We start from the raw sequence: 20,983 nt of genomic DNA, 5'->3' as shown, positions 1-20,983 counted from the left end.
GCCTGTTGCGCAAAGTGTGCGTTTATCTGCGCGACACGGCGATTAATGCCCGGATTCGGGCTCAACAAGCCGTAACAGCTCGCGCGTGGCCGCCCGCCAGTCCTCTGCCTGCGTAATGGCGCTCACCACGGCGATACTGCCGACACCGGTTTCCAGTACCGCCGGAACGCGATCAATGCTGATGCCGCCAATCGCCACGGTAGAGATCCCCTGCAACCGACTCAGATGGCGTTTAAGTTCAGACAAACCCTGCGGAGAAGAGGGCATCACCTTCGTCTGAGTCGGAAAGATATGTCCCAGCGCAATGTAGGAAGGACGCAGCGCCAGCGCCCGATCCAGCTCAGCATCATCGTGCGTGGAAATGCCCAGGCGCAAGCCTGCGTCCAGAATGCGCTGCACATTGGCCACGGCCAGATCTTCCTGCCCCAGATGAACGCCATAAGCCTTATGCTTAATCGCCAGCTGCCAGTAGTCATTAATAAACAGGCGCGCCTGGTAACGCTGACCTGTTGCGATAGCCTGGATGATGGTGGGTTCAACGATCTCATCTGGCAGATCCTTAATCCGCAGCTGAATCGTGCGCACCCCGGCATCCAGTAAGCGTTCGATCCATTCGACGCTGTCGACCACCGCATACAGCCCTAATCGCGGCGCGGTAGCGGGAAAGGCGTTCATTTACTCCTCCTTAATCGCTGTGGCGGGATGATAGAGTTCACCGCCCCGTTCACGGAAATGATCAGACATCTGCGCCATGCCAACCTCAATAGTCTGCGCTTCCGCTTCCTGTCTGGCAGCATAGTCACGCACTTCCTGCGTGATCTTCATTGAGCAAAACTTAGGGCCGCACATTGAACAGAAGTGGGCGACTTTACCCGATTCCTGTGGCAACGTTTCATCGTGATAGGCCCGGGCTGTATGAGGATCCAGCGCCAGATTGAACTGATCTTCCCAGCGAAATTCGAAGCGCGCTTTCGACATGGCGTTGTCGCGGATCTGCGCCCCCGGATGGCCTTTGGCCAGATCGGCAGCATGCGCGGCGATCTTGTAGGTGATTAATCCCTGTTTCACATCCTCTTTGTTTGGCAGGCCAAGATGCTCCTTCGGCGTGACGTAACACAACATCGCGCAGCCAAACCAGCCAATCATGGCGGCACCGATGCCAGAGGTAAAATGATCGTAGCCCGGCGCAATGTCGGTCGTCAGTGGGCCCAGAGTATAAAACGGCGCTTCATGGCAATGTTCCAGCTGCTCTGTCATGTTGCGACGGATCATCTGCATCGGGATATGGCCGGGGCCTTCGATCATCACCTGTACGTCATATTCCCAGGCTATTTTTGTCAGTTCACCCAGCGTGTGCAGCTCAGCGAACTGTGCTTCGTCGTTGGCGTCCTGAATCGATCCGGGGCGTAATCCGTCGCCCAGTGACAAAGCGATATCGTAGGCTGCGCAAATTTCACAGATGTCGCGGAAGTGTTCATAGAGAAAGCTCTCTTTGTGATGAGACAGGCACCACTTCGCCATAATGGAGCCACCACGGGACACAATACCGGTCAGGCGTTTTGCAGTCATGGGAACGTAGCGCAGCAGCACACCCGCATGGATAGTAAAATAATCCACGCCCTGTTCGGCCTGCTCCAGTAACGTATCGCGGAAAATGTCCCAGTTCAGGTTTTCAGCCACACCGTTGACCTTCTCCAGTGCCTGATAAATCGGAACAGTGCCGATGGGAACAGGACTGTTACGCAGAATCCATTCACGGGTTTCATGAATATAGCGTCCGGTCGACAGATCCATGACCGTGTCCGCGCCCCAGCGTGTGGACCAGACCAGCTTTTCTACTTCTTCTTCAATAGACGAGGTCACCGCTGAGTTACCAATGTTGGCATTCACCTTCACCAGAAAGTTGCGTCCAATGATCATCGGTTCGGATTCGGGATGGTTGATATTGGCCGGAATAATGGCGCGGCCAGCGGCCACTTCCTGGCGTACAAACTCGGGGGTAATGTTTTCGGGCAGATGGGCACCAAAGCTGTGGCCCGGATGCTGTTGCAGCAGTACCTCACCACGAATGCGCTCACGGCCCATGTTCTCCCTGATGGCGATGAACTCCATCTCTGGCGTGATGATTCCCCGACGCGCGTAATGTAACTGGGTCACACAGCGGCCGGCTTTAGCACGGCGCGGCGTTGGCAGATGTTCAAAGCGCAGGTGATCCAGTCCGTCATCAGCCAGTCGCTGCTGCGTATACGCCGAGCTAATCTGCGTCAGTTTTTCGCTGTCGTCGCGCTCTTCAATCCAGCGAGCACGCAGTTTATCCAGTCCGCGATGCACGTCGATTTTTGCTGCCGGATCGCCATAGGCACCGGCGGTGTCATAAACCGGCACAGGCTCATTTTCCTGGTAAACGGGCTCATCTTTACTGCCGCCGGTCAATGTAGGGCTAAGCTGGATTTCGCGCATGGGGACACGAATGTCGTCACGACTGCCGGTCAGCCAGATACGTTTTGAGTTGGGAAAGGCACTGCCACCCTGCAGGGAATCAATGAATTCCTGTGCCTGAGCACGTTGTTCGCGACGGGTCGTTTTCGTAGTAGACATAGCAATATTCCAGTAAGTGGGAAGGTTGCTTGTCCGGAGTTCGGAAGGAGTAACGGCACAGCGGGCACCCTGAGTGCGGCGTACCGTAAAAATTTACTCTTGTTCCCTTCGCAGGTTCTAACCTGATCAGGTTCCGCGGATCCCGAATTAACGGTCTCAGCCCAATGGGCACTCCGACAAGATTTGGTTTAACGGTTAATCAGGTCCCGCAAGGACGTGCAACCGTCAAACCCTGACTAACATAAAACAGATGTTTTAAAGCCCACTCAGCATAAGGGGGCTTTTTATGAATCACAAGTTATTTACATTTGCGGCCCTGTTAAGCAGGGCGGGCAATTTCACTGTCGTTCGCCACAGGCGGAGTCAGGTGATTGTCCCATGCCATTTGGATAAGCTTGTCTTCAAGGGTAAAGCGCGCTTCAAGAGCTTCGCCGACTTCTGACAAGGCGTGCTGAAACGTCACATAGTTGTCGTCGTCGATGGCCTGTTGCAGGTGGCCGTCATACAGCTGCATCAACTGCTCGGTATTGGCTTCCAGCGATGGGTAAATCTGCGCGGCAGCCAGCAGCGGACTGGTGCCGTCCATCTCTGCAATCAAACGCTGGTAAAGACTAAAGTGACCAGATGAAAGATAATCGACCAGCGTGTGACAAAAGTTATCCAGTGCCTGCTCGTCCAGGCGAGTCAGCGCTTCTTTTTTCGGCTTGATGCCGACCAAATGGTAATAAGAAACCAACAGCTGGCGGCGAGCTGCCAGCCATGAATCTACCAGTTCATTACTGCCACCTACGCGTTGGGTCAGAACGTCTAACTGGTTAAGCATAGTTAACTCCGTATGCGTTATGCACCTTCATATTTCAGATTAGCGATGCGCCAATTGCGCTTGTTTTCCGCGAACCTGTCGGGATAAATAAGCGTGCTGTCGTCTTGCAACCAGAATTATTTGGGTATAGTTGTTCATCTACACACTTAACATCGGGACTTCAGCGTGCGGGTTGACGCTAAGGATGACGAAATAAATGCAATGCGAAATTTCAAGCGTAGACGCTGGATGGTGGATTGTCAGTAGTGAACAGAAAATTTGGTTACCGCAAGGCGATTTACCTCACGGAAACGCACAGCAGTTTGGCCTGACCGGGCACCAGGGGCGCGTGATTGGCGAATGGCAGGGAGAGAAGGTCTGGCTGATTTGTGAAACGCGTTCGTCAGATATGTTGTCGTTGCGCCAGTTACTCAACGAAGATCCGGGCCTGTTTCAGCTGGCCGGGCGCGGGGTGCAGTTAGCGGAGTTTTACCGATCCCATCGCTGGTGCGGCTATTGTGGTCATGAGATGCACGCCAGTAAACGCGAATTTGCCTGCCTGTGTAGCCATTGCCGTGAACGTTATTACCCACAAATTGCGCCCTGTATTATCGTTGCTATCCGCCGTGGAGATGAGATCCTGCTAGCCAACCATGCGCGTCATCGTAATAACATTTACACTGTGCTGGCCGGGTTCGTTGAAGTCGGTGAGACCATTGAACAGGCGGTTGCACGCGAAGTGATGGAAGAGAGCAACGTGCGCGTGAAGAATGTCCGTTATGTCACTTCCCAGCCCTGGCCTTTCCCGCAGTCCTTAATGATGGCCTTTATGGCGGAGTATGATGGCGGCGACTTACAGCACGACGGTAAAGAGCTGTTGGATGCCGGATGGTTCCGTTTTGATGCGCTGCCTTTACTGCCTCCACCTGGCACCGTTGCCCGTCGATTAATTGAAGATACCGTTGCCCTCTGCCGCGCTGAGGCGTGAGAGTGCTACACTACTCGCTTGATACCGAGAGAGTCCTGACATGAGTGAACTGAAGAACGACCGTTATTTGCGCGCCCTGTTACGCCAGCCTGTCGATGTTACCCCCGTATGGATGATGCGCCAGGCCGGACGATATTTGCCGGAATATAAAGCCACGCGTGCCCAGGCGGGCGACTTTATGTCGCTGTGTAAGAATGCCGAGCTGGCCTGCGAAGTCACCCTGCAACCATTGCGTCGCTACAAGCTCGATGCGGCCATCCTCTTCAGTGATATTCTCACCATTCCTGATGCGATGGGATTAGGGCTGTACTTCGAAACGGGGGAAGGTCCATGCTTTTCAAACCCCGTAACCTGCCGTGCCGATGTCGATCGCCTGCCTGTTCCCGATCCTGAACAGGAACTGGGTTACGTGATGAATGCCGTACGGACCATCCGTAAGAACCTTAATGGTGAGGTGCCCTTAATTGGTTTTTCAGGCAGTCCGTGGACGCTGGCAACCTATATGGTAGAAGGCGGCAGTAGCAAGGCCTTCACCAAAATTAAAAAAATGATGTACGCCGAACCTGCCACATTGCATGCCATGCTGGATAAGCTAGCCGACAGCGTTATTCTCTATCTCAACGCTCAGATCCGCGCCGGGGCGCAGTCAGTCATGGTGTTTGACACCTGGGGCGGCGCATTGAGTGGCCGCGATTATCGCGAATTCTCGCTGTATTACATGCATAAAATCGTCGACAGCGTACTGCACGAAAACGAAGGCCGTCGTGTGCCGATCACGCTGTTTACTAAAGGCGGCGGTCAGTGGCTTGAGGCCATGGCTGAAACAGGCTGCGATGCACTGGGCCTGGACTGGACTATCGACATCAGTGAGGCCCGCCGTCGTGTGGGGCATAAAGTCGCCTTACAGGGCAATATGGATCCCTCCATGCTGTACGCACCACCGGCCCGTATCGAGCAGGAAGTGGCCAGTATTCTGGACGGTTTCGGCAAAGGTGAAGGCCACGTATTCAATCTGGGACATGGTATCCATCAGGATGTACCGCCAGAGCATGCCGGCGTCTTCGTTGAGGCGGTGCACCGCCTTTCCCGCCAGTATCATCAGGAGTCATAATGGATATTGCTGCACTTCGTGCGGAGCAACAACAGCGTGCCGCAGACGTCGTGCGGCAGGACGATTTTGATGTGCTGCCGCCACGCTTTATTGGTGGCGCAGACGTCGGGTTTGAACAGGAAGGTGCGGTCACGCGCGCGGCGCTGGTTATTCTCGAATACCCGTCGCTGAAGCTGGTGGAGCATCGTATCGCGCGCATCGAGACGACTATGCCGTACATTCCTGGCTTTCTCTCTTTCCGGGAATATCCCGCCTTGCTGGCGGCATGGAATATGCTGGAGCAGAAGCCTGACCTGTTGTTTGTCGACGGTCACGGCATTTCGCATCCGCGTCGGCTCGGTGTGGCGTCACACTTTGGACTGATGGTCGATGTTCCCACCATCGGTGTCGCCAAAAAGCGTTTGTGCGGACGGTTTGAGCCGCTGGACGAGACTCCCGGCAGTCGCCAGCCGTTAATGGATAAAGGGGAGCAAATTGGCTGGGTATGGCGCAGCAAGGTACGCTGTAATCCGCTGTTTGTGGCCACCGGGCATCGCGTCAGCCTGGACAGTGCCCTCGATTGGGTTGAAAAGTGTACTCAGGGCTACCGTTTACCGGAACCGACGCGCTGGGCAGATGCTGTCGCATCACGCCGACCTGCATTTCTGCGCTGGCAAAACGCGCTTTAGCACTGTTTGTAGGGCGCTTTTGCGTTACACTGCGGCCAGCGAAACGAATAAGAGCTCTGTGTATGTTACAAAACCCTGTGCATTTGCGTCTGGCAAAGCTGGAAAGCTGGCAACATCTGACGTTTATGGCTTGCCTGTGCGAGCGCATGTATCCTAATTACATGGCCTTTTGCCAGCAAACTGCGTTTGCCGATCCTGCGCTTTACCGCCGAATTCTCGATCTGATTTGGGAAACGCTGACGGTGAAAGATGCAAAGATCAACTTCGACAGTCAACTGGAAAAGCTCGAAGCTGCGATTCCGGATGGCGATGATTTTGAGGTCTACGGCGTGTATCCGGCCATCGATGCCTGTGTGGCATTAAGTGAAGTGCTGCACGCCCTGTTAAGTGGCGAAACGCTTGAACATGCGATTGAAGTCAGCAAGACCTCCATCACCACCGTGGCCATTCTGGAAATGACTCAGGCAGGTCGCGAAATGACCGATGAAGAGCTGCGGGAAAACCCGGCTGTCATCGACGAATGGGACCTGCAATGGGAGATTTTTCGCCTGCTCGCAGACTGTGAAGAGCGAGACCTTGAATTGATAAAAGGTCTGCGATCCGACCTGCGCGAGGCGGGAATTAGTAACATCGGTATAAAAATTCAGCAATAAGGCGAGAAAACGTGACTTCAGGCCTTAATTAGCGCGCCTGGAGGCTTCACATCAGCCCCCTGTCTGGTCTACATTTGGGGGGCTGAAAATTGTGGCTATCGGTGCGTGCAGGCTGAAGAGTGCCCGAAGTTGGCTTTTCCCTCGCACTCGTTGCTTAGCAAGCGATAAATACACTTTAAGGATAACTTATGAACAAGACTCAACTGATTGATGTGATCGCAGAAAAAGCTGACCTGTCTAAAACCCAGGCCAAGGCAGCGCTGGAATCTACTCTGGCTGCAATCACTGAGTCTCTGAAAGAGGGTGATGCTGTACAACTGGTTGGTTTTGGTACTTTTAAAGTGAACCACCGCGCTGAGCGTACCGGTCGTAACCCACAGACTGGCAAAGAAATCAAAATCGCTGCGGCAAACGTACCTGCATTCGTGTCTGGTAAAGCTCTGAAAGACGCCGTCAAGTAAGACGTCGCATAGCGGTAAAGTTTTAAACAGGGGCGATTTCGCCCCTTTTGTTTAAGGGCCAGCCACCATGACTACGCTGCTTCAGCGCTTTTCCGCCCTGCTTCTCTCCTCACTGATTATCGGGTGCAGTTCCACCCCCGACATTCCCGCCTTTTCCGCCAGTGGTTACCTGGCCGACCGTGGCAGTGTGCGTATCTGGCGTAAGAATACGGATCATCAGTCTGTGCATATTCGTACGCTGTACAACCCGTTTAACAGCGAAAAAAGCGAAACGACAGACTACCGCTGGCTGGGCGATCATCTGGTCAGCGTTGAGCGTCAGGTGAAAGGCGCGCCTCCCGACGATGTCACCCTGCGATTTGACCAGAATGGCAGTCTTAACTTTATGCAGCGCCAGCTTGCTACTCAACGTGAAGCGGTCAGCCCTGATACGGTGGAACTTTATAAGTTTGACGCGCAACGTATGCGGGACGTCAGCGATGCGCTCTTAAGCGGTCGGGTGTTTCTGAAGCAGGGGCACTGGGCAGGGGGCAATGTCGTGGAGACCTGTGACGGTCAAAAGGTGACGCCAGCGTTTGACAGTGAGGCATGGCAGACGCTCACGCATTACCGCCGTCATTCCGCTGGTCCCTTGATGGTTTCATGGCTGGAAGCGCCGGAAGGCGTTCAACTGTTGCGGGTCAGCCACAAAGATGAATGTGCAGATGAGCCGAAAGAGGCGGATTTCTGAGACATGAAAAAGGGGCACAACGTGTGCCCCTGTCATCGTTACTGGCGACCAATGGCGCGATAGCCGATATCGCGGCGGCAGAAACTGCCTTGCCAGGAAATCGGCTGAGCAAGCGCATAAGCGCGCTTCTGCGCAGCGGCAACGTCATCGCCTAACGCGGTGACGCACAACACACGTCCACCGTTAGTCAGTACGCGGTCGCCTTCCAGGCGTGTACCGGCATGGAAAACTTTGCCGTCAGCCGCTTCTTCCTGCGGCAAACCGTGAATCTGTTCGCCGTTCGCGTAGGGGCCAGGGTAGCCGCCAGCCGCCAGCACCACACCCAGCGAAGGGCGGGGATCCCATTTTGAGTCTTTTTGATCGAGCTTGCCTTCACAGGCAGCCAGACAGAGATCCACCAGATCCGATTGCAGGCGCAGCATAATGGGCTGCGTTTCCGGATCGCCGAAACGGCAGTTGAATTCGATCACTTTTGGCTGACCGGTCTTATCGATCATCAGCCCGGCATATAAGAAGCCTGTGTAGACATTCCCTTCTGCTGCCATGCCACGTACGGTTGGCCAGATGACCTGGTCCATGACGCGCTGGTGGATTTCATCCGTCACCACTGGTGCAGGAGAGTAAGCGCCCATACCGCCGGTGTTTGGCCCTGTATCCCCATCGCCGACGCGTTTGTGATCCTGACTGGTGGCCATCGGCAGGACATTCTCGCCATCGACCATCACGATAAAACTGGCTTCTTCACCGTCCAGGAACTCTTCGATCACAATACGGTGCCCGGCGTCACCAAAGGCGTTGCCCGCCAGCATATCCTGCACCGCGTTTTCGGCTTCCTGCAACGTCATGGCCACAATGACACCTTTACCGGCAGCCAGGCCATCGGCTTTGATGACAATGGGCGCCCCTTTTTCACGCAGGTAGGCCAGCGCAGGGGCGACCTCGGTGAAATTATGGTATTCGGCAGTGGGGATGTTGTGACGTGCAAGGAAGTCTTTCGTGAACGCTTTCGAACCTTCCAGCTGTGCGGCAGACTGAGTCGGACCAAAGATTTTTAAGCCGGCGGCACGGAATGCATCCACCACGCCAATCACCAGCGGCGCTTCGGGTCCAACGATAGTGAGATCGATCTGTTCACGTTGCGCAAAGGCAAGTAATGCCGGGATATCTGTTGGAGAAATATCGACGTTCTGTAAAGCCCGTTCCAGCGCCGTACCTGCATTACCAGGGGCGACAAAAACGGCCGTTGCCAGCGGCGACTGGGCGGCTTTCCAGGCCAGGGCATGTTCACGTCCGCCGTTACCGATGATTAAAATTTTCATAAAACGCTCCACAGAATTAATGACGGAAGTGACGCATATCAGTAAAGATCATGGCAATACCGTGTTCATCGGCAGCTGCAATCACTTCGTCGTCGCGGATAGAGCCGCCTGGCTGAATGACACAGCTCACGCCCACGGCTGCAGCGGCATCAATACCATCACGGAATGGGAAGAACGCATCGGAAGCCATCGCAGAACCTTTAACTTCGAGACCTTCATCACCCGCTTTGATGCCCGCAATTTTGGCAGAATAGACGCGGCTCATCTGGCCCGCACCTATGCCAATAGTCATATTGTCGCGTGCATAGACAATGGCGTTGGACTTAACGAATTTAGCCACTTTCCAGCAGAACAGAGCATCACGCAGTTCCTGTTCAGAAGGCTGACGCTTGCTGACGACACGCAACTGGCTGGCATCGACCATCCCGAGATCGCGATCCTGAACCAGCAGACCACCATTCACCCGTTTGAAATCCAGCGCGGCGACACGGCCCTGCCATTCACCACATACCAGTACACGAACGTTTTGTTTCGCCGCCGTGATTTTCAGGGCCGCTTCGGTCGCCGAAGGGGCGATGATCACTTCAACAAACTGCCGGCTGATAATGGCCTGTGCGGTCGCCTCGTCCAGTTCACGGTTAAACGCAATAATACCGCCAAATGCAGAGGTAGGATCGGTCTGGTAAGCGCGCTCGTAAGCCGCCAGAATGGACTCGCCGACGGCCACGCCGCAAGGATTAGCATGCTTTACAATGACGCACGCGGGCTCAGCGAATTCTTTTACGCACTCCAGTGCTGCATCGGTATCCGCAATGTTGTTATAAGACAGTGCTTTGCCCTGCACCTGCTCGGCGGTAGCGACAGAGGCCTCCTGTACATTTTCTTCTATATAGAAGGCGGCATCCTGATGGCTGTTCTCGCCATAACGCATATCCTGCTTTTTAACGAAGTTAAGATTGAGGGTGCGTGGGAAGCGTCCTGCCGGCTGCTCAGTTTCACCATGGTAGGCGGGAACCATGCTACCGAAGTAGTTGGCGATCATGCTGTCGTACGCAGCGGTGTGTTCAAACGCTTTGATTGCCAGGTCAAAACGGGTTTCCAGCGTCAGTGAGTTTTGGTTAGCGTCCAGCTCGGCGATGATGGCCGGGTAGTCGCTGCTCTTTACCACAATCGCCACATCTTTGTGGTTCTTGGCCGCCGAGCGCACCATGGTTGGGCCACCAATATCAATGTTCTCTACGGCATCTTCCAGTGAGCAGTCTGGCTTCGCGACGGTTTGTGCAAAGGGATAAAGGTTAACGACCACCATATCGATAGGGTTGATAGCGTGCTGCGCCATTACCGCATCATCTTGTCCGCGACGTCCCAGAATGCCGCCATGGACCTTCGGGTGCAGTGTTTTAACGCGTCCATCCATCATTTCCGGGAAACCGGTGTAGTCAGACACTTCGATGACGGGGAGCCCTGCCTCTGCCAGCAGACGTGCGGTGCCGCCTGTAGAGAGCAGCTCAACACCACGTTGGGAGAGTGCCTGAGCAAATTCGAGGATGCCGGCTTTATCAGAAACACTGAGCAGGGCGCGGCGTAAAGGACGAGGTTGTTGCATGGTGGTTTTATCCCTTGGCTTTGATTCGCGTAAATAAGAGCGTTACATCAAGTTTGCGAGCTTTCTTCCTCTTTATAGAGAAGTGAAAACGCGAAAACTTCAGGTAACGCCCCGAAAAGGGGCATCCATAGCGTTGCGGGGGCATTGTAGCGAAAACGTTTGCGTGATGCTCGTCTAAATTTGTACGTAACAGGAATGTGGATAACTTTGTGTGTAACTGCGTATAAGGCGGGCTTTTGCTGTGGAATGCAGCGAACAGTCATTTTTATTGAATTTAGCCCTTGTCAGCCTGCGAGAACTCCCTATAATGCGCCTCCATCGACACGGCACAACGGCTTACGGAATGCGGTGTTGAGAGGGTCAGGCAACTGAGCCGCCGGAGAAAAACTTCTGAAAAAGAAGTTGACTCTGAAGGAGGAAAGCGTAATATACGCCACCTCGCAACAGACGGTTAACCCGCTGGTTGCACTGCTCTTTAACAATTTATCAGACAATCTGTGTGTGCACTCGCAGGATTGATATCCGCGTCTCCGGACGCAAAAAAAATATCAAGTCTTAAGAGTGAACACGTAGTGAAATTCATTACGACGTTTTCCTTGAGCATCGCTGCACTGGTTGCAGCAAATCAAACTTTAAATTGAAGAGTTTGATCATGGCTCAGATTGAACGCTGGCGGCAGGCCTAACACATGCAAGTCGGACGGTAGCACAGAGGAGCTTGCTCCTCGGGTGACGAGTGGCGGACGGGTGAGTAATGTCTGGGAAACTGCCCGATGGAGGGGGATAACTACTGGAAACGGTAGCTAATACCGCATAACGTCGCAAGACCAAAGTGGGGGACCTCCGGGCCTCACACCATCGGATGTGCCCAGGTGGGATTAGCTGGTAGGCGGGGTAACGGCCCACCTAGGCGACGATCCCTAGCTGGTCTGAGAGGATGACCAGCCACACTGGAACTGAGACACGGTCCAGACTCCTACGGGAGGCAGCAGTGGGGAATATTGCACAATGGGCGCAAGCCTGATGCAGCCATGCCGCGTGTATGAAGAAGGCCTTCGGGTTGTAAAGTACTTTCAGCGGGGAGGAAGGTGGTGAGGTTAATAAGCTCATCAATTGACGTTACCCGCAGAAGAAGCACCGGCTAACTCCGTGCCAGCAGCCGCGGTAATACGGAGGGTGCAAGCGTTAATCGGAATTACTGGGCGTAAAGCGCACGCAGGCGGTCTGTTAAGTCAGATGTGAAATCCCCGGGCTTAACCTGGGAACTGCATTTGAAACTGGCAGGCTTGAGTCTCGTAGAGGGGGGTAGAATTCCAGGTGTAGCGGTGAAATGCGTAGAGATCTGGAGGAATACCGGTGGCGAAGGCGGCCCCCTGGACGAAGACTGACGCTCAGGTGCGAAAGCGTGGGGAGCAAACAGGATTAGATACCCTGGTAGTCCACGCCGTAAACGATGTCGACTTGGAGGTTGTTCCCTTGAGGAGTGGCTTCCGGAGCTAACGCGTTAAGTCGACCGCCTGGGGAGTACGGCCGCAAGGTTAAAACTCAAATGAATTGACGGGGGCCCGCACAAGCGGTGGAGCATGTGGTTTAATTCGATGCAACGCGAAGAACCTTACCTACTCTTGACATCCAGCGAACTTTCCAGAGATGGATTGGTGCCTTCGGGAACGCTGAGACAGGTGCTGCATGGCTGTCGTCAGCTCGTGTTGTGAAATGTTGGGTTAAGTCCCGCAACGAGCGCAACCCTTATCCTTTGTTGCCAGCGATTCGGTCGGGAACTCAAAGGAGACTGCCGGTGATAAACCGGAGGAAGGTGGGGATGACGTCAAGTCATCATGGCCCTTACGAGTAGGGCTACACACGTGCTACAATGGCGCATACAAAGAGAAGCGACCTCGCGAGAGCAAGCGGACCTCATAAAGTGCGTCGTAGTCCGGATCGGAGTCTGCAACTCGACTCCGTGAAGTCGGAATCGCTAGTAATCGTGGATCAGAATGCCACGGTGAATACGTTCCCGGGCCTTGTACACACCGCCCGTCACACCATGGGAGTGGGTTGCAAAAGAAGTAGGTAGCTTAACCTCCGGGAGGGCGCTTACCACTTTGTGATTCATGACTGGGGTGAAGTCGTAACAAGGTAACCGTAGGGGAACCTGCGGTTGGATCACCTCCTTACCTGAAGATACCTTCGTGCGCAGTGCTCACACAGATTGTCTGATAGAAAGCTGAAGAAGCAAGACGGCTGCGAAGCCGAGACACACGTACGTGTCCCCTTCGTCTAGCGGTTAGGACTCCGCCCTTTCACGGCGGCAACAGGGGTTCGAATCCCCTAGGGGACGCCACTTGCTTGGTGACAGGTGAAAGGTGTCTCCACGAAGTATCTCAAAACTGGCCTCAGGGTCACGTTTGAGATATTTGCTCTTTAACAATCCGGAACAAGCTGAAAATTTGAAACGACGCACGTCGTGTTCCTCCGTAATAAGGAACACAGCACGATGCGTTCGGGTCTCTCAAAAGCTCACGACACGCAAGCGCAAAACGCCTGTGGGTTGTGAGGTTAAGCGACCAAGCGTACACGGTGGATGCCCTGGCAGTCAGAGGCGATGAAGGGCGTGCTAATCTGCGATAAGCGCCGGTAAGGTGATATGAACCGCTACAACCGGCGATACCCGAATGGGGAAACCCAGTGTGACTCGTCACACTATCATGCAGTGAATACATAGCGGCATGAGGCGAACCGGGGGAACTGAAACATCTAAGTACCCCGAGGAAAAGAAATCAACCGAGATTCCCCCAGTAGCGGCGAGCGAACGGGGAGGAGCCCAGAACCTGCATCAGCTTGTGCATCAGTGGAAGCGTCTGGAAAGTCGCAGGGTACAGGGTGATACTCCCGTACACAAAGGTGCATGAGTTGTGAGTTCGATGAGTAAGGCGGGACACGTGGTATCCTGTCTGAATATGGGGGGACCATCCTCCAAGGCTAAATACTCCTGACTGACCGATAGTGAACCAGTACCGTGAGGGAAAGGCGAAAAGAACCCCGGCGAGGGGAGTGAAACAGAACCTGAAACCGTGTACGTACAAGCAGTGGGAGCACCTTCGTGGTGTGACTGCGTACCTTTTGTATAATGGGTCAGCGACTTATATTCTGTAGCAAGGTTAACCGTATAGGGGAGCCGCAGGGAAACCGAGTCTTAACTGGGCGTTAAGTTGCAGGGTATAGACCCGAAACCCGGTGATCTAGCCATGGGCAGGTTGAAGGTTGGGTAACACTAACTGGAGGACCGAACCGACTAATGTTGAAAAATTAGCGGATGACCTGTGGCTGGGGGTGAAAGGCCAATCAAACCGGGAGATAGCTGGTTCTCCCCGAAAGCTATTTAGGTAGCGCCTCGTGAACTCATCTCCGGGGGTAGAGCACTGTTTCGGCTAGGGGGCCATCCCGGCTTACCAACCCGATGCAAACTGCGAATACCGGAGAATGTTATCACGGGAGACACACGGCGGGTGCTAACGTCCGTCGTGAAGAGGGAAACAACCCAGACCGCCAGCTAAGGTCCCAAAGTCATGGTTAAGTGGGAAACGATGTGGGAAGGCACAGACAGCCAGGATGTTGGCTTAGAAGCAGCCATCATTTAAAGAAAGCGTAATAGCTCACTGGTCGAGTCGGCCTGCGCGGAAGATGTAACGGGGCTAAACCATGCACCGAAGCTGCGGCAGCGACGCGTAAGCGTTGCTGGGTAGGGGAGCGTTCTGTAAGCCGTTGAAGGTGTGCTGTGAGGCATGCTGGAGGTATCAGAAGTGCGAATGCTGACATAAGTAACGATAAACAAGGTGAAAAACCTTGTCGCCGGAAGACCAAGGGTTCCTGTTCAACGTTAATCGGAGCAGGGTGAGTCGACCCCTAAGGCGAGGCCGAAAGGCGTAGTCGATGGGAAACAGGTTAATATTCCTGTACTTGGTGTTACTGCGAAGGGGGGACGGAGAAGGCTATATCGGCCGGGCGACGGTTGTCCCGGTTTAAGCGTGTAGGTGTGTGCGCCAGGCAAATCCGGTGCACTTTACACTGAGGCGTGACGACGAGGCACCACGGTGCTGAAGTGATAAATGCCCTGCTTCCAGGAAAAGCCTCTAAGCATCAGGTAACACGAAATCGTACCCCAAACCGACACAGGTGGTCAGGTAGAGAATACCCAGGCGCTTGAGAGAACTCGGGTGAAGGAACTAGGCAAAATGGTGCCGTAACTTCGGGAGAAGGCACGCTGGCGCGTAGGTGAAGGGACTTGCTCCCGGAGCCGAGGCCAGTCGAAGATACCAGCTGGCTGCAACTGTTTATTAAAAACACAGCACTGTGCAAACACGAAAGTGGACGTATACGGTGTGACGCCTGCCCGGTGCCGGAAGGTTAATTGATGGGGTTATCCGTAAGGAGAAGCTCTTGATCGAAGCCCCGGTAAACGGCGGCCGTAACTATAACGGTCCTAAGGTAGCGAAATTCCTTGTCGGGTAAGTTCCGACCTGCACGAATGGCGTAATGATGGCCAGGCTGTCTCCACCCGAGACTCAGTGAAATTGAAATCGCTGTGAAGATGCAGTGTACCCGCGGCAAGACGGAAAGACCCCGTGAACCTTTACTACAGCTTGACACTGAACACTGAGCCTTGATGTGTAGGATAGGTGGGAGGCTTTGAAGCGTGGACGCCAGTCTGCGTGGAGCCGTCCTTGAAATACCACCCTTTAATGTTTGGTGTTCTAACGTGGGCCCGTGATCCGGGCTGCGGACAGTGTCTGGTGGGTAGTTTGACTGGGGCGGTCTCCTCCCAAAGCGTAACGGAGGAGCACGAAGGTTGGCTAATCCTGGTCGGACATCAGGAGGTTAGTGCAATGGCATAAGCCAGCTTGACTGCGAGAGTGACGGCTCGAGCAGGTGCGAAAGCAGGTCATAGTGATCCGGTGGTTCTGAATGGAAGGGCCATCGCTCAACGGATAAAAGGTACTCCGGGGATAACAGGCTGATACCGCCCAAGAGTTCATATCGACGGCGGTGTTTGGCACCTCGATGTCGGCTCATCACATCCTGGGGCTGAAGTAGGTCCCAAGGGTACGGCTGTTCGCCGTTTAAAGTGGTACGCGAGCTGGGTTTAGAACGTCGTGAGACAGTTCGGTCCCTATCTGCCGTGGGCGCTGGAGAATTGAGGGGGGTTGCTCCTAGTACGAGAGGACCGGAGTGAACGCACCGCTGGTGTCCGGGTTGTCACGCCAGTGGCACTGCCCGGTAGCTAAGTGCGGAAAAGATAAGTGCTGAAAGCATCTAAGCACGAAACTTGCCCCGAGATGAGTTCTCCCTGAGGCTTCGAGCCTCCTGAAGGGACGTTGAAGACGACGACGTTGATAGGCCGGGTGTGTAAGCGCAGCGATGCGTTGAGCTTACCGGTACTAATGACCCGTGAGGCTTAACCTTACAACGCCAGAGGCGTTTTGGTTTGAGAGACAGAAGAATTTTCAGCCTTGTTTACCGGATAACGCCGTGCGGCCCGAGGGGGCGGTGCGGCAGACAGAATCTGCCTGGCGGCTGTAGCGCGGTGGTCCCACCTGACCCCATGCCGAACTCAGAAGTGAAACGCCGTAGCGCCGATGGTAGTGTGGGGTCTCCCCATGCGAGAGTAGGGAACTGCCAGGCATCAATCAGGTGAAGAAGCCCCGTACGGAAGTACGGGGCTTTTTTACGTCCGTCGTCCGGGGAGGGCGGGGGCTGCCGGACCTCTGCGGGCTTCACAGATCTCTGTTGCTGCCTGACCGGGCGCGCGGAACCGTTATGCCGGAACCCTCCGTCGACTGTCAGCCCATTCTCATCCCGTTTATAGCAACGCGATGAAACGATGGCTTATGACGTATTTCCGCCTCCTTTCCTGAATTTAAATATTGTCGTGAAACAGGGTAAGCCTGCCATCATCCCGACGTTATGACATCCGATCTCTTTCAATATCAAAACCAGTAAATCAAACGAACGCGTCACCCCTGCCGTGATCCAAGAAACGGTTATGTCTGTGCTTAACGTGACTTTGGGCGCATTCGTTTTACTGGAAGAAAAGATGGGACGTACAGGGGCTAAATACTGGTGATTTAATTATGTGTTAATGCAGGGAAATATACGTCGGCACGGTAAGATATGAATAAAAAAGTTTGAAAAGCCGGTAATTAAAGCGCCGGGAGGCGTTTTAAAACCGGCTTTTTATTTCACTTACTGACATTATTTATATAATTCAGCGGTGACGTGTGCGTAGTTATTCGTGTCAGCACTAATCACTTTAAAATGCTCGCCCTGCTGTTTAGCCTGTCTGGCGATTTTAGAAACCGCGCCATCCAGCGTTAACGAGGTGGCAGAGACCGTTTCTGCGGCGAAACAACCAAAAGACATCAGTGTCAATGCTACAGCCGCAGCGGCTGATGATACTTTATTGATTTTCATAACATTACCCCTTGATTCCGGTTGATGAAGGAGTCTGTCTGGCTCCGTTAAAATCAAATTAGCAAAAGGAACGCGATCTAAAATTAACGTCGTGTGCTCTAATTAATATCAAGCTGATAAGATTAATTGCAGTGTGTAAAAGTGAATATCATCAGGTTAACTGTGTAGGGATTTAATACGGAAATAACATATTTCAACAATCGGGACGTTATTTTGAAATGACATTTCCAGGCCCTAATCATGAGTAAACAGGTTAAATGCACCAGGATAAAGCGTATTTGCTGAGTACGCACCAATTTACCGATTTATTCTCATCTTTTGTAGTTTGTCTCAGCTAAAAACATGACCTCTTAAGTGGATATCAGCATGCAGAGCGATGTCAGGGCATACGCGCATTTCAGGGTCAGCAAACCGAACCAATGGGCTGGCGCTGTCTGTCAGGCGCGCCCTGCATCGAAAACGCCACGACACCGACAGTCATCCCTGCCACGCAAACCCGCGACAACGACAGGCGCATCCACTGTTTACCTTGTCGCGGTGCATCGCTATATAATCAAATACATTACGATACAGGGGACCCTCATTGAAAATCAGACCGAATCACCTCGTCTTTACAGGCTTACTTATCTTTACCGCATGGAACAGCTACGCCAGCCGCATCGTGACCGATCAGCTTGGTCGTAACGTTACAATCCCGGATCGGGTTGATCGCGTAGTTGTGCTTCAGCACCAGACGCTGAATCTTCTGGTGCAGTTAAATGCGACAGATAAAATCGTAGGGATACTGGCTAACTGGAAACAGCAGTTAGGGGACAATTACGCAACGCTGGTGCCTGAGCTGACGCATAAAGCAATGCTGGGTGATTTGACCCATGTTGATCTGGAAAAGCTAATTGCACTGCATCCACAGGTGGTATTCGTCACCAACTATGCGCCGAAAGAGATGATTGACCAGATCTCCGCACTGGGCATTCCTGTACTGGCGATTTCACTGCGTCACGATGACGCCGGGCAGCAGGGCGAAATTAATCCCAGTATGCAAAATGAAGATAAGGCCTACGATCTCGGGATAAAGGAAGGCATCACCCTGATAGGTGAGGTGGTGAACAGGCAGCAGCAGGCCAAAGCTCTCATCTCAGCAGCCTTTGCGGGGCGTAAAGAGGTGACTGATCGTCTCCACGATCTCCCTGAACAGCAGCGTGTACGCGCCTATATGGCCAATCCCAGTCTGACGACATACGGTGCCGGGAAATATACGGGGCTGATGATGGCCCATGCTGGCGCACTGAACGTGGCAGCATCGACTATTCAGGGTTTCAGGCAGGTCAGCATGGAACAGGTGGTGGTCTGGAATCCGCAGGTAATTTTTGTGCAGAACCGCTATCCGCAGGTTGTTCAGGCGATTCAGCACGATCCGCTCTGGCAGACCATTGATGCTGTCAAACATCACCGTGTCTGGTTGATGCCTGACTATGCCAAGGCATGGGGCTATCCGATGCCAGAAGCCATAGGGTTAGGTGAACTGTGGATGGCGAAAAAACTCTATCCTGACAAATTCCGCGATGTGGATATGCAGCAGCGGGCCGACCGCTGGTATCGCCGCTTTTACCGGACCGCCTATCATGAAACCTCTCCAGATTCTGGCGGCCGGTAGTCTGCGCGATGTGTGGCCGGTGCTGGTTGCCGCGTTCAGCGCGGAATACGGCATAACGACACAAACACATTATGGCCCGGCTGGTTTACTGCGTCAGCGCATCGAACAGGGTGAAGTCGGTGACATATTTGTTTCGGCCAACCTGCAGCATCCCACAAGCCTGTCGCGACAAGGTCTGGCAGAGGACACCGGTCATTTCATCGATAACAGGCTGTGTCTGACTGCCAGGCGGGAGGATGTCTCTGCAGAAGACGACTGGCTGTCATTACTGCAACGTGATGATTTACGGCTGGCAACCTCAACGCCTCTGTACGATCCCTCAGGGGATTACACGTGGCAGTTATTCGAAAACATTGAACAGCGATATCCCGGTCAGGGCAGCCGAATCCGGAACAAAGCAAATGCCCTGGTTGGTGGCCCGGACAGTCTGCCTGTTCCTGTTGGCAGACTGGCAGCCCAGTGGCTCATTGATGAAGGCTACGCTGAACTCTTTATTGGCTATGCCAGTTATGCGCCCCGCCTGAGACATCACCAGTCCCTTCTGGTGCTTAATATTCCCCCTGCTTACAACGTACGGGCGCAATACGGCTGGGCCACTCTTTCACCCTCCGCCATACCGCTTGCCGCCTTCCTCCATACAGATGAGGCACAGCGTATTTTGCGGCGTTACGGTTTTTTGCCACCGTATGGTTCCAGAAAGCCCGCACAAGGTAAAGCCTGTCTCTGACCCACCAGTGCGGGCTGTAACAGTGCCTTGAAACTTTTTCACCTGTCGATATGCAGACTCGACATTTAGCAAAAGAGCCGTTATCTTTGGCTGTCTGGATGTCTAAACGTATATATGGTTACAAGAGGTGATTAAGTCATGCCAATCAGGGTTCCCGATGAATTACCGGCAGTGAATTTTTTACGTAACGAAAATGTCTTCGTGATGACGTCGTCGCGCGCCAGTGTTCAGGAGATCCGCCCACTTAAAGTTCTGGTACTTAATCTGATGCCTAAAAAGATTGAGACCGAAAACCAGTTCCTGCGCTTGCTCTCTAACTCACCTTTGCAGATTGATGTCCAGTTGCTGCGTATCGACAGCCGTGAATCGCGTAACACACCCAGCGATCACCTTAATAATTTCTACCGTAACTTTGAGGACATCCAGCACGATAACTATGATGGCTTAATCGTTACAGGTGCGCCGCTGGGCCTGGTTGAATTTAACGATGTCGCCTACTGGCCCCAGATACAGCAGGTGCTGGCGTGGGCGAAAGATCATGTTACCTCGACCCTGTTTGTCTGTTGGGCTGTACAGGCAGCACTGAATATTTTGTATGGTATTCCTAAACAAACCCGACAGACGAAACTTGCAGGCGTATTTGAACATCAGATTCTTCATCCCCATGCCTTACTGACGCGGGGATTCGATGATAATTTTCTCGCTCCGCATTCGCGTTATGCGGATTTCCCCACTCAGCTGATCACCGATTACACCGATCTGGAATTATTTGCTGAATCGGAACAAACCGGTGCCTACCTGATGGCAAGCAAGGACAAGAGGCTGGTGTTCGTTACGGGTCACCCGGAATATGATGCGTTAACACTGGCGGGAGAGTTTCAGCGCGACTATGACGCAGGGCTGAACCCTGACGTGCCGTACAATTACTTCCCCCACGATGATCCGCAGCGTCATCCACGCGCCACATGGCGTAGCCATGGAAACCTGTTGTTTTCAAACTGGCTGAACTATTACGTCTATCAAATTACGCCGTTTGATCTGCGCCATATGAATCCGACGCTGGAATAAGCGCACTTTCATTACAACTGAACCGTGTTAGCTGGCTGGCAACACGGTTTTTTTTCGTCCTTAAAAAGCTTTGAAAGGCATTACCTAAAGGAAAGTAAAAATAAAACCATAAATTTCAATGATATAAA

15 protein-coding genes, 1 tRNA gene, 3 rRNA genes and 1 riboswitch are annotated in these 20,983 nt (G+C 53.4%); of the genes, 13 read left to right on the top strand and 6 right to left on the bottom strand.

Annotated elements, in window-relative coordinates; all coding sequences use genetic code 11:
- Positions 1-42: 42 nt before the first annotated feature.
- The 3 genes from thiE to GC090_RS19190 all read right to left on the bottom strand — a co-directional run bounded on the left by thiE (position 43) and on the right by GC090_RS19190 (position 3,421).
- The gene (gene thiE / locus GC090_RS19200) at positions 43-675 is read right to left on the bottom strand and encodes a thiamine phosphate synthase (protein ID WP_324020641.1); all 633 of its coding nucleotides are present in this window, start codon (positions 673-675) and stop codon (positions 43-45) included.
- Positions 676-2,598: a phosphomethylpyrimidine synthase ThiC gene (gene thiC / locus GC090_RS19195; protein WP_039343278.1), complete on the bottom strand. Its 1,923-nt coding sequence runs from the start codon at positions 2,596-2,598 to the stop codon at positions 676-678.
- Between the two features lie 86 nt (positions 2,599-2,684).
- Positions 2,685-2,784: riboswitch (TPP riboswitch) on the bottom strand.
- Positions 2,785-2,917: 133 nt separating this feature from the next.
- Complete coding sequence (locus tag GC090_RS19190) at positions 2,918-3,421, bottom strand: Rsd/AlgQ family anti-sigma factor (protein ID WP_033737958.1); 504 nt, start codon at positions 3,419-3,421, stop codon at positions 2,918-2,920.
- Positions 3,422-3,617: 196 nt separating this feature from the next.
- On the opposite strand from GC090_RS19190, the gene nudC reads away from it, so the two are divergent.
- The 6 genes from nudC (at position 3,618) to GC090_RS19160 (ending at position 8,011) form a co-directional block, all read left to right on the top strand.
- Complete coding sequence (gene nudC / locus GC090_RS19185; RefSeq protein ID WP_033737957.1) at positions 3,618-4,388, top strand: NAD(+) diphosphatase; 771 nt, start codon at positions 3,618-3,620, stop codon at positions 4,386-4,388.
- A gap of 40 nt (positions 4,389-4,428) precedes the next feature.
- On the top strand, positions 4,429-5,499 hold the full coding sequence (gene hemE, locus GC090_RS19180) for a uroporphyrinogen decarboxylase (protein ID WP_039343272.1): 1,071 nt from the start codon (positions 4,429-4,431) through the stop codon (positions 5,497-5,499).
- Complete coding sequence (gene nfi, locus GC090_RS19175) at positions 5,499-6,167, top strand: deoxyribonuclease V (RefSeq protein ID WP_033737954.1); 669 nt, start codon at positions 5,499-5,501, stop codon at positions 6,165-6,167. Before hemE ends, nfi begins: the two co-directional genes overlap by 1 nt.
- Positions 6,168-6,229: 62 nt before the next feature.
- Positions 6,230-6,820: a YjaG family protein gene (locus GC090_RS19170; protein WP_006121510.1), complete on the top strand. Its 591-nt coding sequence runs from the start codon at positions 6,230-6,232 to the stop codon at positions 6,818-6,820.
- Positions 6,821-7,008: 188 nt separating this feature from the next.
- Positions 7,009-7,281: a nucleoid-associated protein HU-alpha gene (gene hupA, locus GC090_RS19165; protein ID WP_006121511.1), complete on the top strand. Its 273-nt coding sequence runs from the start codon at positions 7,009-7,011 to the stop codon at positions 7,279-7,281.
- Positions 7,282-7,348: 67 nt separating this feature from the next.
- Positions 7,349-8,011: a DUF1481 domain-containing protein gene (locus GC090_RS19160; RefSeq protein ID WP_033737951.1), complete on the top strand. Its 663-nt coding sequence runs from the start codon at positions 7,349-7,351 to the stop codon at positions 8,009-8,011.
- Positions 8,012-8,049: 38 nt separating this feature from the next.
- Here GC090_RS19160 and purD read toward each other — a convergent pair whose 3' ends face one another.
- Positions 8,050-9,330 carry a phosphoribosylamine--glycine ligase gene (gene purD / locus GC090_RS19155; RefSeq protein ID WP_324020640.1) on the bottom strand — a complete coding sequence of 427 codons (1,281 nt, stop codon included), beginning with the start codon at positions 9,328-9,330 and terminating at the stop codon, positions 8,050-8,052.
- Between the two features lie 16 nt (positions 9,331-9,346).
- Positions 9,347-10,936 carry a bifunctional phosphoribosylaminoimidazolecarboxamide formyltransferase/IMP cyclohydrolase gene (purH, locus tag GC090_RS19150; RefSeq protein WP_054634702.1) on the bottom strand — a complete coding sequence of 530 codons (1,590 nt, stop codon included), beginning with the start codon at positions 10,934-10,936 and terminating at the stop codon, positions 9,347-9,349.
- Positions 10,937-11,570: 634 nt separating this feature from the next.
- Here purH and GC090_RS19145 point away from each other — a divergent pair.
- The 4 genes from GC090_RS19145 (at position 11,571) to rrf (ending at position 16,617) form a co-directional block, all read left to right on the top strand.
- A 16S ribosomal RNA gene (locus GC090_RS19145) occupies positions 11,571-13,112 on the top strand.
- 92 nt (positions 13,113-13,204) lie between these two features.
- Positions 13,205-13,279, top strand: a tRNA-Glu gene (locus GC090_RS19140).
- Positions 13,280-13,492: 213 nt separating this feature from the next.
- A 23S ribosomal RNA gene (locus GC090_RS19135) occupies positions 13,493-16,398 on the top strand.
- A gap of 103 nt (positions 16,399-16,501) precedes the next feature.
- A 5S ribosomal RNA gene (gene rrf, locus GC090_RS19130) occupies positions 16,502-16,617 on the top strand.
- Together the 16S, 23S and 5S rRNA genes with 1 tRNA gene alongside form the textbook arrangement of a ribosomal RNA operon.
- 570 nt (positions 16,618-17,187) lie before the next feature.
- On the opposite strand, the gene GC090_RS19125 is transcribed toward rrf, so the two are convergent.
- Positions 17,188-17,406, bottom strand: a complete 219-nt coding sequence (locus GC090_RS19125) for a YdgH/BhsA/McbA-like domain containing protein (RefSeq protein WP_006122329.1) — start codon at positions 17,404-17,406, stop codon at positions 17,188-17,190.
- 583 nt (positions 17,407-17,989) lie between these two features.
- Between GC090_RS19125 and GC090_RS19120 the strand changes: the two genes are divergently transcribed.
- From GC090_RS19120 to metA, 3 genes are all read left to right on the top strand, one after another.
- The gene (locus GC090_RS19120) at positions 17,990-19,060 is read left to right on the top strand and encodes an ABC transporter substrate-binding protein (protein ID WP_110268089.1); all 1,071 of its coding nucleotides are present in this window, start codon (positions 17,990-17,992) and stop codon (positions 19,058-19,060) included.
- The gene (locus tag GC090_RS19115; RefSeq protein ID WP_324020639.1) at positions 19,029-19,787 is read left to right on the top strand and encodes a substrate-binding domain-containing protein; all 759 of its coding nucleotides are present in this window, start codon (positions 19,029-19,031) and stop codon (positions 19,785-19,787) included. Before GC090_RS19120 ends, GC090_RS19115 begins: the two co-directional genes overlap by 32 nt.
- A 138-nt stretch (positions 19,788-19,925) precedes the next feature.
- On the top strand, positions 19,926-20,855 hold the full coding sequence (metA, locus tag GC090_RS19110) for a homoserine O-acetyltransferase MetA (RefSeq protein WP_033738928.1): 930 nt from the start codon (positions 19,926-19,928) through the stop codon (positions 20,853-20,855).
- Positions 20,856-20,983 lie beyond the last annotated feature (128 nt).

This window comes from Pantoea sp. JZ29 (assembly GCF_035190385.1).
In the GTDB taxonomy this organism is placed as follows: Bacteria; Pseudomonadota; Gammaproteobacteria; order Enterobacterales; family Enterobacteriaceae; genus Pantoea; species Pantoea stewartii.
Note: the sequence above shows the minus strand (reverse complement) of the source record. Positions and strands in the feature narration are given on the sequence as shown.

What these genes read in the sequence shown, in the direction of transcription:
- thiE (WP_324020641.1), bottom strand. Translation starts at nt 675, where the DNA reads ATGAACGCCTTTCCCGCTACCGCGCCGCGATTAGGGCTGTATGCGGTG.
- thiC (WP_039343278.1), bottom strand. Translation starts at nt 2,598, where the DNA reads ATGTCTACTACGAAAACGACCCGTCGCGAACAACGTGCTCAGGCACAG.
- GC090_RS19190 (WP_033737958.1), bottom strand. Translation starts at nt 3,421, where the DNA reads ATGCTTAACCAGTTAGACGTTCTGACCCAACGCGTAGGTGGCAGTAAT.
- nudC (WP_033737957.1), top strand. Translation starts at nt 3,618, where the DNA reads ATGCAATGCGAAATTTCAAGCGTAGACGCTGGATGGTGGATTGTCAGT.
- hemE (WP_039343272.1), top strand. Translation starts at nt 4,429, where the DNA reads ATGAGTGAACTGAAGAACGACCGTTATTTGCGCGCCCTGTTACGCCAG.
- nfi (WP_033737954.1), top strand. Translation starts at nt 5,499, where the DNA reads ATGGATATTGCTGCACTTCGTGCGGAGCAACAACAGCGTGCCGCAGAC.
- GC090_RS19170 (WP_006121510.1), top strand. Translation starts at nt 6,230, where the DNA reads ATGTTACAAAACCCTGTGCATTTGCGTCTGGCAAAGCTGGAAAGCTGG.
- hupA (WP_006121511.1), top strand. Translation starts at nt 7,009, where the DNA reads ATGAACAAGACTCAACTGATTGATGTGATCGCAGAAAAAGCTGACCTG.
- GC090_RS19160 (WP_033737951.1), top strand. Translation starts at nt 7,349, where the DNA reads ATGACTACGCTGCTTCAGCGCTTTTCCGCCCTGCTTCTCTCCTCACTG.
- purD (WP_324020640.1), bottom strand. Translation starts at nt 9,330, where the DNA reads ATGAAAATTTTAATCATCGGTAACGGCGGACGTGAACATGCCCTGGCC.
- purH (WP_054634702.1), bottom strand. Translation starts at nt 10,936, where the DNA reads ATGCAACAACCTCGTCCTTTACGCCGCGCCCTGCTCAGTGTTTCTGAT.
- GC090_RS19125 (WP_006122329.1), bottom strand. Translation starts at nt 17,406, where the DNA reads ATGAAAATCAATAAAGTATCATCAGCCGCTGCGGCTGTAGCATTGACA.
- GC090_RS19115 (WP_324020639.1), top strand. Translation starts at nt 19,029, where the DNA reads ATGAAACCTCTCCAGATTCTGGCGGCCGGTAGTCTGCGCGATGTGTGG.
- metA (WP_033738928.1), top strand. Translation starts at nt 19,926, where the DNA reads ATGCCAATCAGGGTTCCCGATGAATTACCGGCAGTGAATTTTTTACGT.